The organism is Nocardia ignorata NBRC 108230, assembly GCF_001612905.1.
Lineage (GTDB): Bacteria > Actinomycetota > Actinomycetes > Mycobacteriales > Mycobacteriaceae > Nocardia > Nocardia ignorata.
Genome location: NZ_BDBI01000020.1, coordinates 40,950 through 59,711 on the forward strand (window position 1 = coordinate 40,950; position 18,762 = coordinate 59,711).

An 18,762-nucleotide genomic window follows, 5' to 3' on the forward strand; every position below is an offset into this window, starting at 1 on the left:
TCACCCGAGGGCCGGATGTGTTGTCCGGGCGGGGACCGGTCGCTGTGGTCGAGCGTCGACCTGTCGGTCGACCCGCCCGGCGATGACCACCCCGCGCGCCACCATCTCCGTGCCTGCCATCACCTCGTCGGCGCGGCCCACCGCCGGCACCGCCGCCCGCCCGGCCTCGGCGGGGGTCTGCGTGGAGACGGCGACGAACAAACGGGTGGCCGACGACCGGTGCGACCCGACTCGAGCGGCGGCGGCGGAGGTTCGGGGTCCTGACTCACGCCATGTCCGCCGCCGGTGTCGCCTCCTTCGCTGCTACGCGTGTGCCGAGTTCCCTTGCCGCGCTGCGGTGGTGGTCGATCAGCACGTCGTAGATCTCGGCGAGCGCCGCCAGTTGCGAGCGGTCGAGCACATCGATCATGTGCCGTCGCACGCTGCGCACATGGGCGGGAGCCGCCGTGGTGAGCAACTGACCGCCCGCCCTCGTCAGCCGCGCGACGGTGCGGCGCTGATCGTGCGGCATCGTCTCGCGCACCACCAGCCCACGCTTCTGCATGCGCGTGATCTGGTGTGAGAGTCGGCTCTGCGACCACTCGAGCGCACCCGCAAGGTCAGCGAAGGTCAAACGCTGGCCCGGTGCGTCCGCTAGGTACACCAGCACGGAATATTCGACATAACTGAGATTGGCCGCCCGGCCGGCGTCACGCCCGATCGCCGCGGCGATCAGGTCGCGGGTACGGACATAGCCCAGCCAGGCGCGCATTTCGACATCATCGAGCCACTGTGGATCGGTCACGATCGAGCTCCAGATTCGCCGGTGCAAGCTTCGGATTGAACGGCGCACGCCCACCACCGCCCGGGAGAATGGGTAGCACCGTTTGTGTTGAACGTGCAACCTCGACCATGCTTTATGTTGAGTAAGGGTTGCCTAATCCGCAGCTCGGCGGCCGGTGGTGGATAGGCTCTGCGATGCTCTGCCCACCTGCCTGAAGGAGTGCGATCCGTGACCGCGCCGGAGTTCCGCTATTCCGATCTGCTGCCGATCGGCGCGGACGACACGCCGTACCGTCTGCTGACCACCGAGGGGGTCAGCACCTTCGAGCACAACGGCCGCACCTTCCTGCAGGTAGAGCCCGAAGCCCTGCGCCTGCTCACCGAGACGGCGATCCACGACATCAGCCACTACCTGCGCCCCGCGCACCTGCGGCAGCTGCGCAAGATCATCGACGACCCGGAGTCCTCGGGCAACGACCGATTCGTGGCGCTCGACCTGCTCAAGAACCTCAACATCTCCGCGGGCGGCGTGCTGCCGATGTGCCAGGACACCGGCACCGCGATCGTGATGGGCAAGAAGAGCGAGGGTGTGCTCACCGGCGCCGACGACGCCGAGTGGATCAGCCGCGGCGTGTTCGACGCCTACTCCCGGCTCAACCTGCGCTACTCCCAGCTCGCGCCGATCACCATGTGGGAGGAGAAGAACACCGGTTCCAACCTGCCCGCCCAGATCGAGCTGTACTCCACCGAGGGCGACGCCGACAACCCGGTCTACAAGTTCCTGTTCATGGCCAAGGGTGGCGGTTCGGCCAACAAGTCGTTTCTGTACCAGGAGACCAAGGCCGTCCTGAACCCTGAGCGCATGCTCGAGTTCCTCGACGAGAAGATCCGCTCCCTCGGCACCGCGGCCTGCCCGCCGTACCACCTGGCCGTGGTCATCGGTGGTACCAGCGCCGAATTCGCTTTGAAGACAGCGAAATACGCCTCGGCGCACTACCTGGACAACCTGCCGACCGAGGGTTCCATCACCGGTCACGCCTTCCGTGATCTCGAACTGGAGGAAGAGGTCTTCCAGCTCACCCGTGAGTTCGGTATCGGCGCCCAGTTCGGCGGCAAGTACTTCTGCCACGATGTGCGCGTGGTGCGCCTGCCCCGCCACGGCGCCTCCTGCCCGGTCGCCATCGCGGTGTCGTGCTCGGCCGACCGTCAGGCCCTTGCCAAGATCACCAAGGACGGCATCTTCCTCGAGCAGCTGGAAACCGAACCGGCGCAGTATCTTCCGGAGCAGACCGAGGACATCCTCGGCGGCGACGTGGTGCAGATCGACCTGAACCGCCCGATGGACGAGATCCGCGCCGAGCTGTCGAAATATCCGGTGAAGACCCGGCTTTCGCTCACCGGCCCGCTGGTCGTTGCCCGCGATATCGCGCACGCCAAGATCAAGGAACGCCTCGACGCGGGCGAGCCGATGCCGCAGTACCTGCGCGATATGGCCGTCTACTACGCGGGCCCGGCCAAGACCCCCGAGGGCTACGCCTCCGGCTCGTTCGGTCCGACCACCGCCGGGCGCATGGACTCCTACGTCGACCAGTTCCAGGCCGCGGGCGGTTCGATGATCATGCTGGCGAAGGGCAACCGGTCCGCCCAGGTCACCAAGGCGTGCAAGGAGCACGGCGGCTTCTACCTCGGTTCCATCGGCGGCCCGGCCGCGCGCCTGGCCCTCGACTGCATCAAGAACGTCGAGGTGCTCGAGTACCCCGAGCTCGGCATGGAGGCGGTCTGGAAGATCGACGTCGAGGACTTCCCGGCCTTCATCGTCGTCGACGACAAGGGCAACGACTTCTTCGCCGAGACCTCCAAGCCGATCGCCCTGCGCGTGCGTACCCGCTCCAAGGAACGCGTGTAGAGACCCACTCCCGGAGACCCCGGCGGCTGCGTAATCGCGGGCGCCGGGGTCTTCTGGTCGTGCGTCCAGCCGTCGCGGTGTAACGTGACCGGCGACATACGGTGAACGGGGTGGCTATGCCCGCTGGAATTCCTGGGGGCCGGGTGGCGCGCGGCGCCAAGCTCGGACAGTTCGCCGCGGGCCAAGCGGTGCGCGGGGTCGGCAGACGACTGTCGATGATCGGTCGCACCGAGGAGGCCAGGCAGGTGCTGGCCGAGCGCTCGGCGATGACGACCGCGCAGCAGATCGTCACGGTCCTCGGCAGCATGAAGGGGTCGGCGATGAAGCTGGGGCAGATGGCCTCGGTGCTCGACCTCGACTTCGTTCCCGAATCACATCGCGAACATTTCCGCGCCCAGTTGGCCGCACTGCAGGACAAGGCGCCCGCGGTCGCGTTCCCCACCATGCGTGCGGTGATCGAGGAGGATCTCGGACCGCTCGGCGGCGTCTTCGCCGACTTCGACGAGACCGCCATCGCGGCCGCGTCGATCGGTCAGGTGCACCGGGCCACCCTGCGCGACGGGCGCGTGGTCGCGGTGAAGGTGAAGTACCCCGGGGTGGAGCGCGCCGTCCAGGCCGATATCGGCAACCTCGAATTCCTCAGCAAGATGGGCAGATCCGTGCTGCCGAGCATGGCCGACACCGGCGTGCTCGAGGAGATCGCCGACAACCTGCGCAGCGAACTGGACTACGAACGCGAGGCCGGCACGCAGCACCGGGTGGCGCGGCGGTATCGCGGTCACCCGTTCATCACCGTGCCGGACGCGATCGTCGAACACTGCTCGCACAATGTGCTCGTCACCGAATACGTCGAGTCACAACCTTTTTCGCACATGCGCACGTTGCCCGACGCCGACCGCGACCACCTGGGCGAACTGATCTACCGGTTCTACATCTCCAGCTTGTTCGTCGACAACGAGTTCTGCGGCGACCCGCATCCGGGCAATATGCTGCTGGCCGCCGACGGGAAGCTCGCCTTCGTCGACTTCGGCCTGTACAAGCAGATGGACCCGGCGCATGTCGATTTCGAGCGCGACGTGCTGCGTGCGGCCGCCGAGGGGCGCGGTGAGGACCTGTACACCGCGTGGGTCGACCGGGGGATCGTCGACCCGAGCGCCGGGGTGTCGGTCGAGGAGAGCCTGGCCTACGTGTGGGCCGCCACGGGCTGGCACCTGCTGGACGAAGACGTCACCATCACCCCCGAATTGGCCACCGGCGCACTGCTGCTCGCGGTCGACCCGCGTTCGTCGCAATTCCACGGCATGCACCGGCAACTGCTGCCGCCGGAGCACGTGTTCTCCCGCCGGGCCGACCTGTTCACCTTCGCCACCCTCGGCCAGTTGCGGGCCACCGCGAACTGGCACCTGCTGGCCCGCGAATGGCTCTACCGCGAGCCGCCCGTCACCGAGGTCGGTCGCGAGATCGACCGGTGGCGCCGATGCGGGTGAGCCGAACCGCGCCGAACCGGGGTCGATAGGATTCCGGCATGAACTCTGTTCTCCGCATCCTGGTCGGCGTGAGCGCGGTCGCCGCGATGACGGCCACCGGCACCGCAACGGCCGACCCCGATCAGCGCGAACAAGTTCAGTCCGCCGCGGGCACCGAGGGCCTCGACCCACCGCTCGCCCTGGCCTACACCCTGGCCGAGCAGCAGGCCCACGCCGAGGGCGTGCCGCTGTCGGTCACCTCCGGCTACCGCACCCCCGAACAGCAGGAAGCGCTGTGGCAGGAAGGCCTGGCCACCCACGGCACCCCGGAGGAGGCCCGCCGCTGGGTCCTCCCGCCCGCCGAATCGACCCACGTCTCCGGCCACGCGGTCGACGTCGGCCCGCAGATCGGCGCCCAGTGGCTCGAGGCCAACGGCAACCGCTGGGGGTTGTGCAGGACTTTCGACAACGAGTGGTGGCATTTCGAGTTGGTGACGGTACCGGGGGCGCCGTGCCCGCCGACCGTGCCCGACGCGAGCATGCGGTAGGTCGCCCGGCGCGGTCTTGTCTGTCAGTGCAGGGCGGCGAAGAACGCCCGGATGTCTGCGACATGCGCCGCCGGTTCCTCCATCGCCACGAAGTGGTTGCCCGGGTTGCCCGACGGCCAGTGGGTGATCTTGTTGTCACGTTCGGCGAGCTTGCGCATGAGCGGTGAGCCGCCACCGTAGACGCCCGTCGGCACCAGGTTCTGGCCGGTCGGCCAACCGAAACCGCCGTCACGCAGCCCGTTGTACATGGGCCACGACGACGTGCCGGTGGTCTGGGTGAACCAGTACAGCGACACCGTCGTGAGCAGGTGGTCGCGGTCGATCACGTCCTCGGCGAGCTCGGCCATCGGCGTGAACTCCTGGAACTTCTGCATCATCCACGCCAGCAGCGCGACCGGGGAATCGTTCCAGCCCAGCGCGAAGGTCTGCGGTGCGGTGCGCAGCAGGGTGTGGTGGTCGACGCCGCCGGTCATCCACAGTTGCATCTGGTCCCACTCGGCGCGGTCCTCGTCCGACATCGCGGGGACGTCGGCTTGGGTCGGCATGCCGATTCCGCCGTCGAGATGGACCCCGATCACGTGCTCCGGAGCGGCGAGCGCCATCTCCGGTGCGATGTAGGCGCCCAGGTCACCGCCCTGCGTGCCGTAGCGCTGGTAGCCGAGCCGGGCCATGAGCTGCGTCCACATCCTCGCCACTCGTGCGGTGGTCATCCCGGCCTCGCGTGGAGCCTGGGAGAAGGCGAAGCCGGGGACCGACGGGACGACGACGTCGAAGGCCAGGGCGGGATCGAGACCATGGGCGCGGGGGTCGGTCAGCGGGCCGATGACCCGGGTGAATTCGGCGAAGGTGTTCGGCCACCCGTGGGTGAGCAGCAGGGGCACCGCATCGGGTTCGGGGGAGCGCACGTGGACGAAGTGCACGTCGAGGTCGTCGATGGTCGTCTGGAACTGCGGGAAGGCGTTGAGCGCGGTTTCCTGGGCCCGCCAATCGAATTCGTCGGCCCAGTAGGTGGCGAGCTCGCGCAGGTACGCGACAGGCACGCCGCGTTCCCAACCGTCGCCCGGCAGTTCGGGGGTCCATCGGGCTCGGGCCAGCCGGTCGCGCAGGTCGTCGAGATCGGTCTGCGGGATGTCGATGTGGAAGGGGCGGACAGTCATTCGGAACTCCTCGTGATCGGTGTGAACCCGACGCTACGAGGCATCTAGGACAGGATCGGTCCTAGATGTGCGCGAGAATCGACATCATGACCGACACCGCCGCCCGACTGCTCCGATTGCTCTCGCTGCTGCAGATGCCACGCGAATGGCCGGGCAGCGAACTCGCCGACCGCCTCGGCGTCACCGATCGGACCGTGCGCCGCGATATCGACCGGTTGCGAGAGCTCGGCTACCCGGTGCTCGCCGCGCTGGGCGCGAGCGGTGGCTACCGCCTCACCGCCGGGTCGGCGCTGCCGCCGCTGGTGCTCGACGAGGACGAAGCGGTCGCGGTCGCCGTCGGGCTACGAGTCGCCACCGGGCAGGCGGTCGGTGGGATCGAGGAGGCGTCGGTGCGGGCGTTGACGAAACTCGAGCAGGTCCTGCCCGCGAAGCTCCGCCGCCGGGTGCGGGTGGTCGGTACGGCGGTCGCGGTCCGGGTGGGTGAGGGGCCCGCCGTGGAGCCGGAGGTCCTCACCACCCTCGCCGCGGCCGTCACCAACCGGGAACGACTGCGCTTCGGCTACTTCGACACCGACGGCGCCGAGTCACGCCGCCATGTCGAACCGGTCGGCGTCGTCGCGTCCGGTCGGCGCTGGTACCTGGTCGCCTACGACCTCGACCGAGACGCCTGGCGCACCTACCGCGCCGACCGGATCGCCCACCCGCACCCGACCGGTGCCCGGATCACCGCGCGCGAGCTACCCGCGGCCGACGCCGCCGACTATGTGGCGGGACGCCGCACCGACTGGGCCACCGTCCCGTACCGGGCCGACGTCACCATCGACGCCCCGCTCGCCCGGGTCACCGGCCGACTCGGCGAGGACCCCGCCACACTGCACTCCACCGGTGCCACCACCTGCCGCCTCACCGGCGTCCGCGATGACGACCCCGATTGGCTTGCCCGCCGATTGGTTTCGCTCGGAGTCGCGTTCCGGGTACACGACTCGCCCGAACTGTCCGCGCGACTGCGCGCGATGGCGGAGCGCATCGGGCACGCGGTGGGGTGAGGACCGCGTCAGGGCCGGGCCGCGACCGCTTCCACCTCGAACAGCACATCGGGGGTGGCCAGCGCCGCGACACCGAGGAGTGTCTGGGTGGGTGGGGTGGTGCCCCAGTGCTCGGCGACGGCACCGGCGATCGGGCCGAGTTTCGTGACATCGTGGTTCACCACGTAGGTGCGCAGCGCGACGACGTGGCTGAGATCCAGGTCGTGGGCTGCCAGGGCGGTGGCGATATTGTCGAAGGTCCGCTTCACCTGGTCGGCGAAGTCATCGGAGACGACCGCGCCGTCGGCGTCGGAACCGTACTGGCCGGAGACGAAGACCAGCTCGGTGCCCGCCGGGACGGCGGCGGTGTGGCTGTAACCGAACGGAACCGGATTGTGCAGGCCGTCGGGGTTGACGATGGTGTGCGCCATGCGAGGCACCTCTCGTGTGATGGGTCGTTGTGACGCTGATGAGCCTGTCAGCAATACACGACATCCTCTGTCGTGTATTCCGGGTAATCTTTCGCGAGTGCGCGCCGACCGGCTTGTCTCCCTCGTGCTGCTGCTGCGCAGACACGGACGGCTGACCGCGGACGTGCTGGCCCGCGAGTTGGAGGTTTCCACTCGCACCGTGCTGCGCGATATCGAGGCGCTCTCCGCAGCCGGCGTGCCGGTGTACGCAGAACGCGGCAGGCACGGTGGATTCGCCCTGCTCCCAGGCTTCCAAACCGAACTCAGCGGGCTGAATCACGACGAGGCGCTGGCGCTACTGGTCGCCGGATCACGGCGCGGGGCACAAGCTTTCGGCCTCGGCGGTGCGCTGGCGTCGGCCATGCGCAAGGTCGTCGACGCACTGCCCGAGAGCTATCGCGACACCGCGACCGGCGCCGCTCGTCGACTGCTCGTCGACCCCGAGACCGACCTCCTGTCGCGTCGCGTCGTGCCCGAGGACCTGCCCGACGCCGTAGTGGCCGAGGTCCGCCGCGCGGTGCTGACCGGTCATCGGTTGCGCATCAACTACGCCGCCGTCGACCAGTCCGCGCAGTGGCGAACCGTGGACCCGATCGGCTTGGTCACCGTCGCCGACCAGAGCTATCTGCTTGCCACCAGGTCGGGGGAGGACCGCACCTATCGCCTGTCGCGCATCCTCGACGCGGAGGAACGGCCCGAACTCGCGCAGCGGCCGGAGCATGTCGACCTGGATCAGGCATGGAAGGAACGCAGCACCCAATTCCGTGCCGGCAGCGACCAGGTAGCCGTCGAGGTCCGGGTGAACCCCACCCGCCGTGCGGAACTCATCGCCACGGCGGTGACACTTAGCGCCGAAACGGTCGAGGCAGACGGCCGGCTCCGCCTCGAGCTGACCTTCCAAGACCCGCGTCATGCCGAATGGGCCCTCTGGCAACTCGGCACCCACGCGGAAATCCTTGCGCCGCAATGGCTGCGCACCACCCTGCGCGACCGCGCGACCACGCTCGCCGCCCACTACCGGTCGTCCTGAGACAGTGATCTCAGCCGACCGACGCCGGTTCTCCTGGCATCCCTTCCAACGTGAGGCCGCCCTCGATGGTGTTGGGGAGGCGGCGGCGGTTGGGGGAGCCGAGGGCGGTGGTGAGGTCGCCGCCGTCGTGTTCGGCTAGGAGTTCGCCGCTGTCCCACACCAGCAGGGTCGCGCTCACGGTGTTCTCGGCGGTGGAATGGGCCAGGTCGTAGTGTGCGCAGCCGGGGACGTGTGGGTAGGTGATCCACAGGTCGTAGCCGGTCATGAACAGGTCGAGGTCGAATTGCACGCTGAGGCCGAGCAATTCGCTGCGGCCGTTGTCGTCGACGCCGGCGAAGGCTTCGTCCAGCGCCAGCAGGCGTGGTGCCTGTGGGTCGGCGGAATCGAGCATCACGTGGGCGGCGGCGAACAACGGCAGGTGCAGCGACACCGACTGCTCACCACCGGAGAGCGCGCTGTGGCGGGCGACGGTGAGCTTGTCCTCGGAGCCGTCTCCGGAGATCAGCGTGAACGAGAACACCCGCCACGACCGGTAATCGAGGGTGGCGGCGAGGATTTCGGGGTAGGAGCGTTCCGGGTGGGCGGCGCGGGCGGCCCGGATCTCGGCCGCGAAATGCGCGCGCACCGCGCCAAGATCGTCCGGGCTCAGCGCCGAGGTGTCGCGGTCGAGCAGCTTGCACATGGCGCGCGCGGCCTCCGACAGGCCGTCGGCCAGCACCCAGTGCACGCCGATGGTGTTGCCCGACGACATCCGCCGCTGCTTCATCTCCGCGCCCATGCGGGAGATGAGTTCCCTCGCGTCGGTTGTTCTTTCGTGGATCTGCTGGGCCAAGCCGGTGAGGAGCGCGTCTTCGAGGATGCGGCGTTCGGCATCGGTGAGCAACAGTTCCTGGTCGCGGCGTGCGGCGTCGATGCGCGCCGCGAAATCGGCGAGCGCGGTCTGGCCGTTCTCGTCGTGCACGGCCACCACGGTGAGCCCGTCAGCGGCATCCCAGTGCAGACGATAGTCGCGGCCGGAGGCCGTGAGCGCGGCGTCGAACTCCTGTAGTGCGCTGGTCACCGCCGATCGGGTGGACTTGCGCCCGGCCTCGGTGGCGCGAACCTGGGCGGTGGCGGCATCCAGGTCGGCGAACAGGGCCGCGACCTCGTCCGGCAAGACCACCGGATCGGTTTCCGGGCCCGCGGCGACGATGCGGTACTGCAGCTGCTCGGGTGTCGACCAGGCGGCCTCGCTGCTCGGCCACCGGTGTTCGACCGACGCGCCGAGCAGGCTCAGCAGGTCGGGCCGCGCGTACGGAGCCAGCGACCGCACTTCGGCGAGCACCTCGGTGAGCGCCGTGGCGAGCGCCTCGTGCGCCGTGCGATAAGCCGCTTCCGCATCACCCACCGCCTCGATCGCCGCATTGGCCGCCTTGCGCGCGGCCCGCTGCTCGGCTTTCGCGGCCTCGATGGCCGCACGCGCCGCATCCAGCTCACGGTCGATGTCGGCAGCACTGGCGCCCAACGCTTCTCGCAGCGTCTCGAGCTTGCGCTGCTGCTCGGTATATCCGGCGCGGGCAGCCTCGGCCTCCTCGGCGAACGCCTCCGCCAGGGCACGGGCCTCGTCGTGCCGATCGGCGCCCTCCCGTTCGCGCTCCCGTTCCCGCTCGTGCTCGGCACGCAACCGCAACAGCCCGGTGCCGGTGTTCTCGAAATGCCGGATCGCCGCGGCCAGCGCGTCGAGTTCACGCGCCTCCCGCGGCGTGCGGTGCGCCTGCGCGGACGCCCGCACCTTCTTGTCCTGGGCGGCTACCTCGGCCACGGCCTGATCGAGCTCCCGCTCGGCCTGCACTGCGGCCTCCGCCCGCGACCGCATCAGTCCGGCGGTCTCCGCGACCGCCCGAAGTGCGGCGGTCACCGCCGAAGGTCGTGGCAACGACTTCGCCGCAGCGGTGAGCTCAGCCGATTGCGCTGCCGCCGAAGACTCTTCGGCCCGAGCCGCCTCGCATTCCGCGCCGGCCGCCTCGATCGCCGCCTCGATCTCGGCGAGCCGCAACGCTCGCCTGCGCGCCCGCGCGGTCGCACCGATGAACTCGGCCTCGGTCTTGTGATGCCTGCCGACCAGGACACCCAGTCGAAAGTGGCCCGCTGTTCCGATCACCACGGGGCCTGCCTCGGCGGTCAGCGCACTCAGCGTGGCGCCTGGCATGGTCCGTCCCATGCCTTCGCCGTCCGCAACACCGGCGTGATGCGCACCCGTCGCAGCCGTAGGGGCGGAGCTGTCCGATTCCGGGAGGAGTCCGTCGAGGGCGATGGAGGCGAGCACGGCAGCGACCGTGTCCCTCGAGACCTCGACCTCCGCCGTATTCTCCTCCACCACAAGAACATCGGCGAGGGTGTGACCGGTCGGGCGCTGGTCGAGGGGCAGTGGGAGCAGGAAGTGGTATGACTCGACCTCGGCGGGCAGGGTCGGCCCGCAGATCCAGCTGTCGAGCAGACCTGCGGCCTGAAGCGCGGCCTCGATTCCCGCCGCCTCCTGCGCGGACACCCCATCCCCGAACCGCACCAGCTTCCACAGCGGAGCGCCCGGAAGTCCCTCGCGCATACCGGTTCTGGCCGACGACGACGGAGGGGCGTCATCGTGTTCAGCAGCGATCTGCTTGCGTTCGGCCGTAAGTGCGTCGCGGCGCGCGGCCGCAGCATCAGCCCGCGCCCGCGACTCCTGCCGACGGGTACGGATCTGCTCGCGTAGCGGCTCGATCCGCTCCGTCAAAACCTCTGCGGCAGAGGGTATGTCCTCTACTCCGGCACCGGCGAAGGCGGTCTCCAGCGCCGCGAACAGTCCGGCGCCACCAGCATCGGTCCGGTCGGATCGCGCCCCGATCATGCCCTGGACGGAGTCGCCGCGCCGCCGCCCATTTTCCCCGTCGGCCACCGCTTCGGCGCCCGACGCGCGAACGCCGCGACCGGCATTGGCGTCGAAGGTTTCGTCCGAACTGTGGTCTGCGGCAGTGCTCGCCGTGACGCCGGTGCTGCGGTCGGCCCCCGATCCAGGGCCGTGTGGTGAATCCGCGTCCTTGATGGCGCCGACTCCTGGCCTGTGGTTCGCGGGTGAATCCGCATTCACCGAGGACTCGGCGAGGCCGGCGAGGACACCGGAGTTGGTTTTCCACCAGGCCCGTAGGTTCGCGGCAGACTCCTTGCGCGCCAAGGCAACCGCGGCTTCCGCGTGGGCGACTTCGGCGGCTGCGGCGTCACGCAGCTCGACCGCGCGTTCGGCGAGGCGTTCGGCGCGGGTTCGGTCGGCGGCGGCGGATTCCCACTTGCTCACCGCCTTGCGGACGGCGCGCACGTCGGCGTCGCGTTCTTCGGCGTGGCCGCGGACGGCGGCGGTGAACTGGTCGCCCCGGCCGTCGGTGCCGGGCGTGGTCCACTCGATGCCCGCTTCCTCGGCGGCCGATCGGAGGGCCTCTTCGCCGCGCACCAGCGCGGCGGCGGCGGTGCGTACCGCTTCGGCCGCCTTCTCGGCTTCCTCGGCGCGACGCTGCAACGTCTGCGCCGCTTCGGCGGCCTTGTCGCGGTGGGCGGCAGCGGAGGTTTCGAGTCGGCGTACGGCGTCGGCGAGGTCGTCGAGTTGCTGTTTGCCCTCGTAGGCGCTGGATCGCTGCAGGTTCTCGCGGTCGGCGACGGCCTGTTCGTAGGCGCGGTCGGCCTCTTCGGCACGGGCCTCGGCGGCGGCGCGGTCGGCGTCGCGGCGGGTGCGTAGGGCGGTCGCGGCGAAGAGGGCGGTCGAGGCATTGGTGACGGCGTCGAGCCGGGTGCGCACCTGATCGACATCCGACTTCGCTTGCACCGCGAGGTATTTGCGATACACGTCGACGAACCGTCGGGTGGCGGTGTCGGCCTGGACGAGCCCGTCGAGAGTGCGGCCCACTTCCTCCATATCGCTGAAGGAACGCGCCGCGTCGAGGATGAGCTGTTCGTCGAGGGGCCGCAGTCCGTCGGTGAGGGCCTGGGACAACCCCCGCGGGTCGAGGTTCTTGGCGAGCTGTGGGCGGCGCAGCGTGAGGATCAGGTTGATGAGCTGGTCGTAGCGCTGCATACCGAGCCCGAACATGCGGGCATCGATCGCGGCCCGGTATTCGACCGGCCGGTCGACGATGGCGTCGCTGCCGATCTGCTCGGCGAGCTGTTTGCGGGTGAGCGGGCGGTCGTCGGGACCGATGAGTGAGAAATCGACACCCGCGCGCCCGTCGGCTACGAAATACCAGCGCGTCACCTTGTCCGAGGACCGGGTGGCGCGCATCCCGATACCGACCGTGACGACCTCGGGATCCTCCCAGCTGCCGCGCGCGAATTCCATCCACACATACGAGTACGCCGATTCCTGCTTGCGGTAGAGCAGGTTCGACTTCATGGTCCGTTCCTCACCGGCGAACGGATTGAGCCTGCGCGGCTCGATCCGCCCGTCGAGCACGAACGGGAACAGCACCTCGAGAGCCTTGGTCTTGCCGGAACCGTTGGGTCCGCGCAGTACCAGGCGTCCGTCGGCGAAACAGAACTCCTGGTCGCGGTAGTCCCACAGGTTGACGATGCCCGCGCGGGTCGGGACGAATCGCACTCCGCCGTGAATGAGCGTCATCTGCTCAGCTCCCTCCCACTCCGATGCCGACATCAGCGGCGGTGACGAACAATTCCTCGGTCTTGCGCACCCGTACCGTGACGACCGCACCCCGGTATCTGGCCAGCGCGGGCAGCACGAGCAGACCGTCCTCGACGGGCCGGATCAGCCGCAACTTGGTGAGCAAGGCCAGTACCTCGGCGGTGAGGCCGGCGGCGTCGGCCTGCCATTGCGCGGCGAAGGTGGCACCGTAGCGATCGGTGAGCGCGGTGACGGTGGTGCGCACCCACGCATCGTCGAGGAATGGATAAGTGCCGGGTTCCTCGGCGACCTCGTCGTCGGAATCCGTTGCCGGGTCGGGTGTTTCGTCGGCCAGCGGGACGAACACCCCCGCCTCGGGGATCGCGGTGTCGAGCTGGTCGAGCAGTTCCTCGGCCGGATCGAGGTCGGGCAGTGGCCGGTGCGGCAGCGGGTTGTCCAGATCCAGCACCGCGTCGGCGATCTCGCCGATCAGCAACAACCCCACCTGAGCAAGGGTGCCCGTGCCGGGGAACCGGGTATCCGAGAGGCGACCCGACGTGTCGATGAGAGCGAGACCCTCGGCCCGCCGTTCGGCCCGCAGCCCGGTGCAGTATTCCACCTCACCGATCAGGCGCTGCTGACCGAGCAGTGCCCGTTCGGCGGGCGTCAGATCCGCGAGATACACGACCGGTCGCTCCACCAGTGCGCGCCGCACCCGGCGAGCGACGTCGGCCGCCACCTCGGTGTCCTCGGCCAGCAGACCACGCACGCTGTGCAGGTGCTGCAATGCCCGCGGTGGCCGGAACAGCGCGAAAACCACCGGGCGGTCGATGTCGTAGAGCGCTTCACCCGCGTCGGGGTCGCTGGCCCACCCGCCCGCGTCACCGTCGGCCAGAGTCAACGCGCCGCGCGCACCGAGCCAGCCGACGGCGTCGACGAAGGCGTCACGATCGGCCGCCCGCTCGGTGGACAGTTCGAGCCCATCGATGCGGCTCGCGTAATCGGCGACATGCTCTGCCAGTTCCGACAGGGTGATCTGATCCCCGGCCCGCCCCAACGCGGCCAACGCCAGCGACAGATACGCGTAGCGCCGCCGGTCGAACACCCGATCGTTGACACTGCGCGCGGGCCGGGCATCCTCGAGCCGATCGTGCACCGGGTACAGCCGCGCCGTCGTCTCGGTGATCTCCACCCGATACCCGAACAGCTCGGCCATGTCCTCGCGCAGCTCGGTGGCCCACCGCCGGATCAGCGGCAACGCGATCCGATCCGGATACACCCGCGTGACAAGGTGATTCGCCAGCATCACCCGGACCGCCCGCTGGTAGCTGTCGAGCGCGAGCACATCGATCCGCTGCCGCTTCACCTCCTGGTCCTCCGCCCCGTCGAACCCTGTACTTCGAGGCGGCGGTTGTTCAAGTGGAGCAATCCCGCCGCCGTGCGGATGACCGTCGACCCGTCGCACGGGCGAACCGTCAGGGTGACGCCGTTGTCGGAACCCGTTGTGCCCTCGATCCGTCCACTCACCGGCACCCAGGCTGTGGAGGCCGCGTCGAGCAGGCGCAGCAGCACCTCGGTCTCGCGCTGGTCGAGTACCCGTTCGTGCACGTTGCCGGTGGCCAGGGACGCGGCGGCTGCCGCGCGTTCGCGCTGGGCGGCGAGTTGCGCCTCACGCAGGCGGCGTACCCCGGCGTCGTTGCGTGAGATCCGGGCGGGCGCGCCGGCGGCGGGGGCTCGGCCGGTTTCGGCGAGGGTGCGGGAGATCTCCAAAGGTGGTGCGTCCCACCAGGACCGGTCGGCCGGCACCAGGTCGGCGTCGGGGTGTTCCAGCGACAGGTGCCGTGGTTTGCCGAGGCCGAACACCGCGTCGTACAGGGCGTGCGCACTGTCCGAGGTGGGGGTGGCGACGAACCACGCCGCCAGGTGGCGCAGCGCCGATTCCCGGCTGATCCCGCCCCGGCGGGTCTCGGTGACCCGGCGCAACAGCGACAACACGGCCGCGATGGCGCTCATCGTCGCCTCCCGCAGCCGGTCGGCCTCACACGATTCACCCGGCTCGGTGCCCGCGACGAACCAGGTGCGCAATCCGTCCCAACGGGCCCGCCAATCCGCCTCCCGCTCGACCGAACTCAGCAGCACCCGCTCGTCACACCCGGCCGCCCGACCGATCAACGCCTCGACGCCGGTGTCCTCCACCTCGCCGATCGCGGCGGACAGGCGCGGCGCGAACCGGGCCAGATCCATGCTGAACTCCCGCATGTGCGCGAGCAGCGCGTCCTTGTGCGCCAGAAACGACTCGGGAGTGATCTCGGTGGTCCGCACCAGATCGCCCAGCGACAGATAGAAGTGCGCGGCGCGCGCCGCCATGTCGGTGAGCGCGGCGTCCAGCCTGCGCAGGGTGGTGTAGACCCGCTCGGCGTCGCCCTCGCGATTAGCGGTCGCCAGAGTGCGCAGGTCCGCGAGGAGCTCGGGGAGCACCAACCGCGACAGCGACGCGTCCTCCATCCGCGCGGACAGCACCCCGGCCACCGCCTGATACGCCTGGAAACCGGCCTGCGCGAACTGGTACACGTAGTGCCGGTTGCGGTACTCGGCCAGCGTGGCCGCCCGGGTGCCGTCGTAGCTGCGCTCGAGCACACCCCAGCGGTGCAGTTGTTCGAGCAGCGGACCGATCTCGGCCGCCGAGAGCGGCACCCCCGCCGGAGCGGGACCCTGCGTGCCCGCCTCGGCCTTGGCGATCCACTCGGCGACATCGTCGGCGTGCAGCAACACCACGTACGCCGCGCGCGCACTGTCGAAGGCGCGCAGAACCCGCAGGTAGTCGGCGCGTTTCTCGGCGGTGGCGAACGAGAACAACCGCAGCCGCTCGTCCCACAGGGCAGGGACGGCGCTGGGCAGGCCGTCGGCGCGGTGGTCGGTCACCGTAGACAGATTAGTGGTGACCGAGCACTGCTCCGACCGACCCGCCCCGGATCGGCGTGGCACCGCCGCCGCGCTCACCCGACGTTGAGCGAGCGCAACTGCTCGAGGAACGACTGGGTACGCGGATCACCGGGGAAGCGTTCGATGATCTCGCGCGCCGCCTCGCCCGCGATCCAGGCCAGCGACGGCAGCGACTTGCGGCCCGCCGTGAACGCCGCGACGCCCTCCTCCACGGCCCGCTCCAGATCGCGGTCGCGCACCGCGACCACGGCGAGGGTGAGTCGGGCTTCGGACACGCGCATGGGATTGCGCACACTGCCGTCGGGCCGCGTCGAATCCTTGATCACCTGCTGGGCATAGCGTTCGGCCAGCCGGTCCTGCCCGGCCACCCGGCAGCAGTCCATGGCGTAGAAGTCGAATTTCGTTGCGTCGACGACGAAGTGGTTGTCCAGATCGGCCGGATGACCCATCCGCGCCAGAATCGCCCGGCCCTCGTCGAGCGCGGTCTGCACCGCCCGGCGATCGCCCAGGCGCGCCCAGCCCTTGGCGCGTTGCGCGGCCAGCTGCACCCCGACACCCATCGACGTGGTCCCCGCCATCGCCTTCTCGGAGACATCGATGGCGCCACGAAAGTTGCCCTGGGTCAACGCGAACCACGCCGACATCTCCGCCGCCCAGCCGACGATCTCGGGGTTGCCCGCCTCACGGCCGAGCGAATCCGCCGCCCGCCGAGTGGCTTCCGCGCCCGCCCGGTGGCCGAGGTCGTAGTCGACGCAACCCACCAGCAACGCCACCCAGCCGGCCAGTACGAGGATCTCCCGATGCTGGCTCAGGGTGAGTCGGCCGTCGAGCAGCGAGGTGATCCGGCGCAACCACGCGGTTCCCTCGGCGTGCAGCTCGTGCGGGTCGGCGTAGGCGTACTCGCAGCACAACCGTTCGGCGGTGATCCGCACCGCGTCGAGGGTGGCGCTGTTGACATCGGACATGCGTAGCCTGCCGATGAATTCGAGGGTGTCCATACCGGTTGCGGATAACAGCTCGTCATCGCGGTTGGGACGGGCTTTGGGGAAGAACGCGGCGGGGACGGTGTCGAACGCGGCCGCGATGATCGGCGCGTAGAACTCGTCGGGTCGTGATTCACCGGACTCCCAGCGGCGCCAATTGCGCAGCAGAGTACTGTCCGTCGGCAGGTTGTGTGAGGACTTGGCACGCATCGCGCGGACGGCGTCGGCTTGCGACCATCCCCTCGCGTCACGTTCCGAGCGCATCCGGACAGCCCAGACGGGTCGATCATCAGTTGCGGTCACGGCCGTAGTATTCCACCAGTTAACGTTCGGCGTCCCGGATAGGGCACGTAGATGTCATCGGTTTGACATCTGCTACAACGGAGGACGAATGCGCATGCTGTAAGTAGGTGCTCGGCCGGACCGATCACCCGCCCCGCAGGAGAGCTTGCGAGGCAACGCAGTACCCCCGCGCGGCGGCTGGCGCCGCGCGGGGGGATCCGACAACAGAACAGCGATCCCAATCCAACGGAGGTTCGGGTGGAAGCGTTGATCTATGGATACTTGCGTGACGATCTGGCCGAGGGCCAGGGCGATCAATTGGAGGATGCGCTACGCAGCCTCGCGGCTACGGCGGGGATGTGTTTCGCCGCGACGTTCCATGAATCGACCGCGGGTGACGGTGCGGCCTTCGCCGAACTCACCCAGGAATTGAAGCGGGCCGACGCACACCACGTGGTGGTCCCGTCGCTCGATCATCTTGCCGGGCAGACGATTCCGCGCGACATGCTGATCGCCAAGCTGGCGCACGAAGCCGCCGCCCAAGTCCTCACCCTGGAGCGCTGAGATGGCGGCCTTCGACACCGAACGACCATTCTGACGGCGGCGGCCCGAGCGGGCCGGTGCATCGGGTCTACAGCCCGAAGCTTCCCGGCCCGCGCCTGCGCAGGTACTTCTCGAACTCCGCGGCGATCGCGTCACCGTCGATCTTCGACATCGTCTCGTTGAGATCGAGTGCCGCATCGCCCCGTTCCTCGAGCGAGCGCACGTATTCGCTGATCTCCTCGTCGCCGACGGTCATCTCGTTCACCGCGGCCTCCCACTCCTCGGCTTGAGCAGGCAGCTCGCCGAGCGGCACCTCGATGTCGAGGACCTCCTCCACCCGGTGCAGCAGCGCGATCGTCGCCTTCGGATTCGGCGGTTGCGACACGTAGTGCGGAACGGCGGCCCAGAACGACACGGCGGGCACGCCCGCCTTCACACACTGGTCCTGCAGCACGCCGGTGATTCCGGTCGGACCCTCGTAGCGCGTCTGTTCCAGATTGAATCGCTCGGCGGCCTCCGGGCTGTAGGCCGAACCGGTGACCGGCACCGGCCGGGTGTGCGGCGTGTCGGCCAGCAACGCGCCGAGGATCACCACCGTCTCCACACCCAGCTGTTCGATGAACTCGAGCAGGTCGTTGCAGAAGCTGCGCCAGCGCATATTGGGTTCGATACCGCGCAGCAGCACCACGTCGCGATCGCTGCCGGGCGGCGAGCACACCGACAACATGGTCGAGGGCCACTGGATCTCCCTGGTCACCCCGTCGACCTGACGCACGGTCGGCCGGTTCACCTGGTAGTCGTAATAGTCCTCGGAGTCGAGTTCGGCCAGCGGCTCGGAGTCCCAGAGCAACTCCAGGTGTTCGACCGCGCCACTGGCGGCATCTCCGGCGTCGTTCCAGCCCTCGAAGGCCGCGACCAGCACGGGATTGCGCAACGTCGGCAGTTCCGTCTCGGGGGTCTCACTGGCATCCACCAGGTCAGCCTAGTGTCTTGGGCCAATTGTTTTGTGGCGACCGGCAGGGTTGC

15 protein-coding genes are annotated in these 18,762 nt (G+C 69.2%); 6 read left to right on the forward strand and 9 right to left on the reverse strand.

Annotated features, from left to right (window positions below):
* Both NI2_RS17150 and NI2_RS17155 read right to left on the reverse strand, forming a co-directional pair.
* Nucleotides 1–201: a hypothetical protein gene (locus NI2_RS17150; RefSeq protein ID WP_067492049.1), complete on the reverse strand. Its 201-nt coding sequence runs from the start codon at nucleotides 199–201 to the stop codon at nucleotides 1–3.
* A gap of 64 nt (nucleotides 202–265) precedes the next feature.
* Nucleotides 266–841, reverse strand: a complete 576-nt coding sequence (locus NI2_RS17155) for a MarR family winged helix-turn-helix transcriptional regulator (protein WP_243749669.1) — start codon at nucleotides 839–841, stop codon at nucleotides 266–268.
* A 150-nt stretch (nucleotides 842–991) separates the two neighbouring features.
* Here NI2_RS17155 and NI2_RS17160 point away from each other — a divergent pair, with 150 nt between their 5' ends.
* The 3 genes from NI2_RS17160 to NI2_RS17170 all read left to right on the forward strand — a co-directional run bounded on the left by NI2_RS17160 (nucleotide 992) and on the right by NI2_RS17170 (nucleotide 4,682).
* Nucleotides 992–2,668 carry a fumarate hydratase gene (locus NI2_RS17160; RefSeq protein ID WP_174550282.1) on the forward strand — a complete coding sequence of 559 codons (1,677 nt, stop codon included), beginning with the start codon at nucleotides 992–994 and terminating at the stop codon, nucleotides 2,666–2,668.
* A gap of 116 nt (nucleotides 2,669–2,784) precedes the next feature.
* Complete coding sequence (locus NI2_RS17165) at nucleotides 2,785–4,155, forward strand: ABC1 kinase family protein (RefSeq protein ID WP_067492051.1); 1,371 nt, start codon at nucleotides 2,785–2,787, stop codon at nucleotides 4,153–4,155.
* 38 nt (nucleotides 4,156–4,193) lie between these two features.
* On the forward strand, nucleotides 4,194–4,682 hold the full coding sequence (locus NI2_RS17170; protein WP_243749668.1) for a M15 family metallopeptidase: 489 nt from the start codon (nucleotides 4,194–4,196) through the stop codon (nucleotides 4,680–4,682).
* A gap of 23 nt (nucleotides 4,683–4,705) precedes the next feature.
* Here the strand turns inward: NI2_RS17170 and NI2_RS17175 are convergent, their stop codons facing one another.
* Nucleotides 4,706–5,839 (reverse strand): epoxide hydrolase family protein, encoded by a 1,134-nt coding sequence (locus tag NI2_RS17175; RefSeq protein WP_067492052.1) that lies wholly within the window; start codon nucleotides 5,837–5,839, stop codon nucleotides 4,706–4,708.
* Between the two features lie 86 nt (nucleotides 5,840–5,925).
* Here NI2_RS17175 and NI2_RS17180 point away from each other — a divergent pair, with 86 nt between their 5' ends.
* Nucleotides 5,926–6,885 (forward strand): helix-turn-helix transcriptional regulator, encoded by a 960-nt coding sequence (locus tag NI2_RS17180; protein ID WP_067492053.1) that lies wholly within the window; start codon nucleotides 5,926–5,928, stop codon nucleotides 6,883–6,885.
* An 8-nt stretch (nucleotides 6,886–6,893) separates the two neighbouring features.
* On the opposite strand, the gene NI2_RS17185 is transcribed toward NI2_RS17180, so the two are convergent.
* Entirely contained in the window at nucleotides 6,894–7,295 is a 402-nt protein-coding gene (locus NI2_RS17185) for a RidA family protein (protein WP_067492055.1), read from the reverse strand.
* Between the two features lie 97 nt (nucleotides 7,296–7,392).
* Here NI2_RS17185 and NI2_RS17190 point away from each other — a divergent pair, with 97 nt between their 5' ends.
* Complete coding sequence (locus tag NI2_RS17190) at nucleotides 7,393–8,364, forward strand: helix-turn-helix transcriptional regulator (RefSeq protein ID WP_067492056.1); 972 nt, start codon at nucleotides 7,393–7,395, stop codon at nucleotides 8,362–8,364.
* A 10-nt stretch (nucleotides 8,365–8,374) separates the two neighbouring features.
* Here the strand turns inward: NI2_RS17190 and NI2_RS17195 are convergent, their stop codons facing one another.
* The 4 genes from NI2_RS17195 to NI2_RS17210 form a co-directional block, all read right to left on the reverse strand.
* Nucleotides 8,375–12,985 (reverse strand): SbcC/MukB-like Walker B domain-containing protein, encoded by a 4,611-nt coding sequence (locus NI2_RS17195; RefSeq protein WP_067492058.1) that lies wholly within the window; start codon nucleotides 12,983–12,985, stop codon nucleotides 8,375–8,377.
* A 4-nt stretch (nucleotides 12,986–12,989) separates the two neighbouring features.
* Nucleotides 12,990–14,351 (reverse strand): DUF2398 family protein, encoded by a 1,362-nt coding sequence (locus NI2_RS17200; RefSeq protein ID WP_067492060.1) that lies wholly within the window; start codon nucleotides 14,349–14,351, stop codon nucleotides 12,990–12,992.
* A complete protein-coding gene (locus tag NI2_RS17205) occupies nucleotides 14,348–15,847 on the reverse strand; it encodes a TIGR02677 family protein (RefSeq protein WP_067492185.1) in 1,500 nt (499 codons plus the stop codon). The genes NI2_RS17200 and NI2_RS17205 overlap by 4 nt, the downstream gene beginning before the upstream one ends.
* Nucleotides 15,848–15,981: 134 nt before the next feature.
* Nucleotides 15,982–17,214 (reverse strand): NsdA family TPR-like regulatory protein, encoded by a 1,233-nt coding sequence (locus tag NI2_RS17210; protein ID WP_243749666.1) that lies wholly within the window; start codon nucleotides 17,212–17,214, stop codon nucleotides 15,982–15,984.
* 237 nt (nucleotides 17,215–17,451) lie between these two features.
* On the opposite strand from NI2_RS17210, the gene NI2_RS17215 reads away from it, so the two are divergent.
* On the forward strand, nucleotides 17,452–17,757 hold the full coding sequence (locus NI2_RS17215; RefSeq protein ID WP_067492061.1) for a hypothetical protein: 306 nt from the start codon (nucleotides 17,452–17,454) through the stop codon (nucleotides 17,755–17,757).
* Between the two features lie 67 nt (nucleotides 17,758–17,824).
* On the opposite strand, the gene NI2_RS17220 is transcribed toward NI2_RS17215, so the two are convergent.
* Nucleotides 17,825–18,709, reverse strand: coding sequence for a PAC2 family protein (locus NI2_RS17220; RefSeq protein ID WP_067492062.1), 885 nt, complete (start codon nucleotides 18,707–18,709; stop codon nucleotides 17,825–17,827).
* Nucleotides 18,710–18,762: the final 53 nt, after the last annotated feature.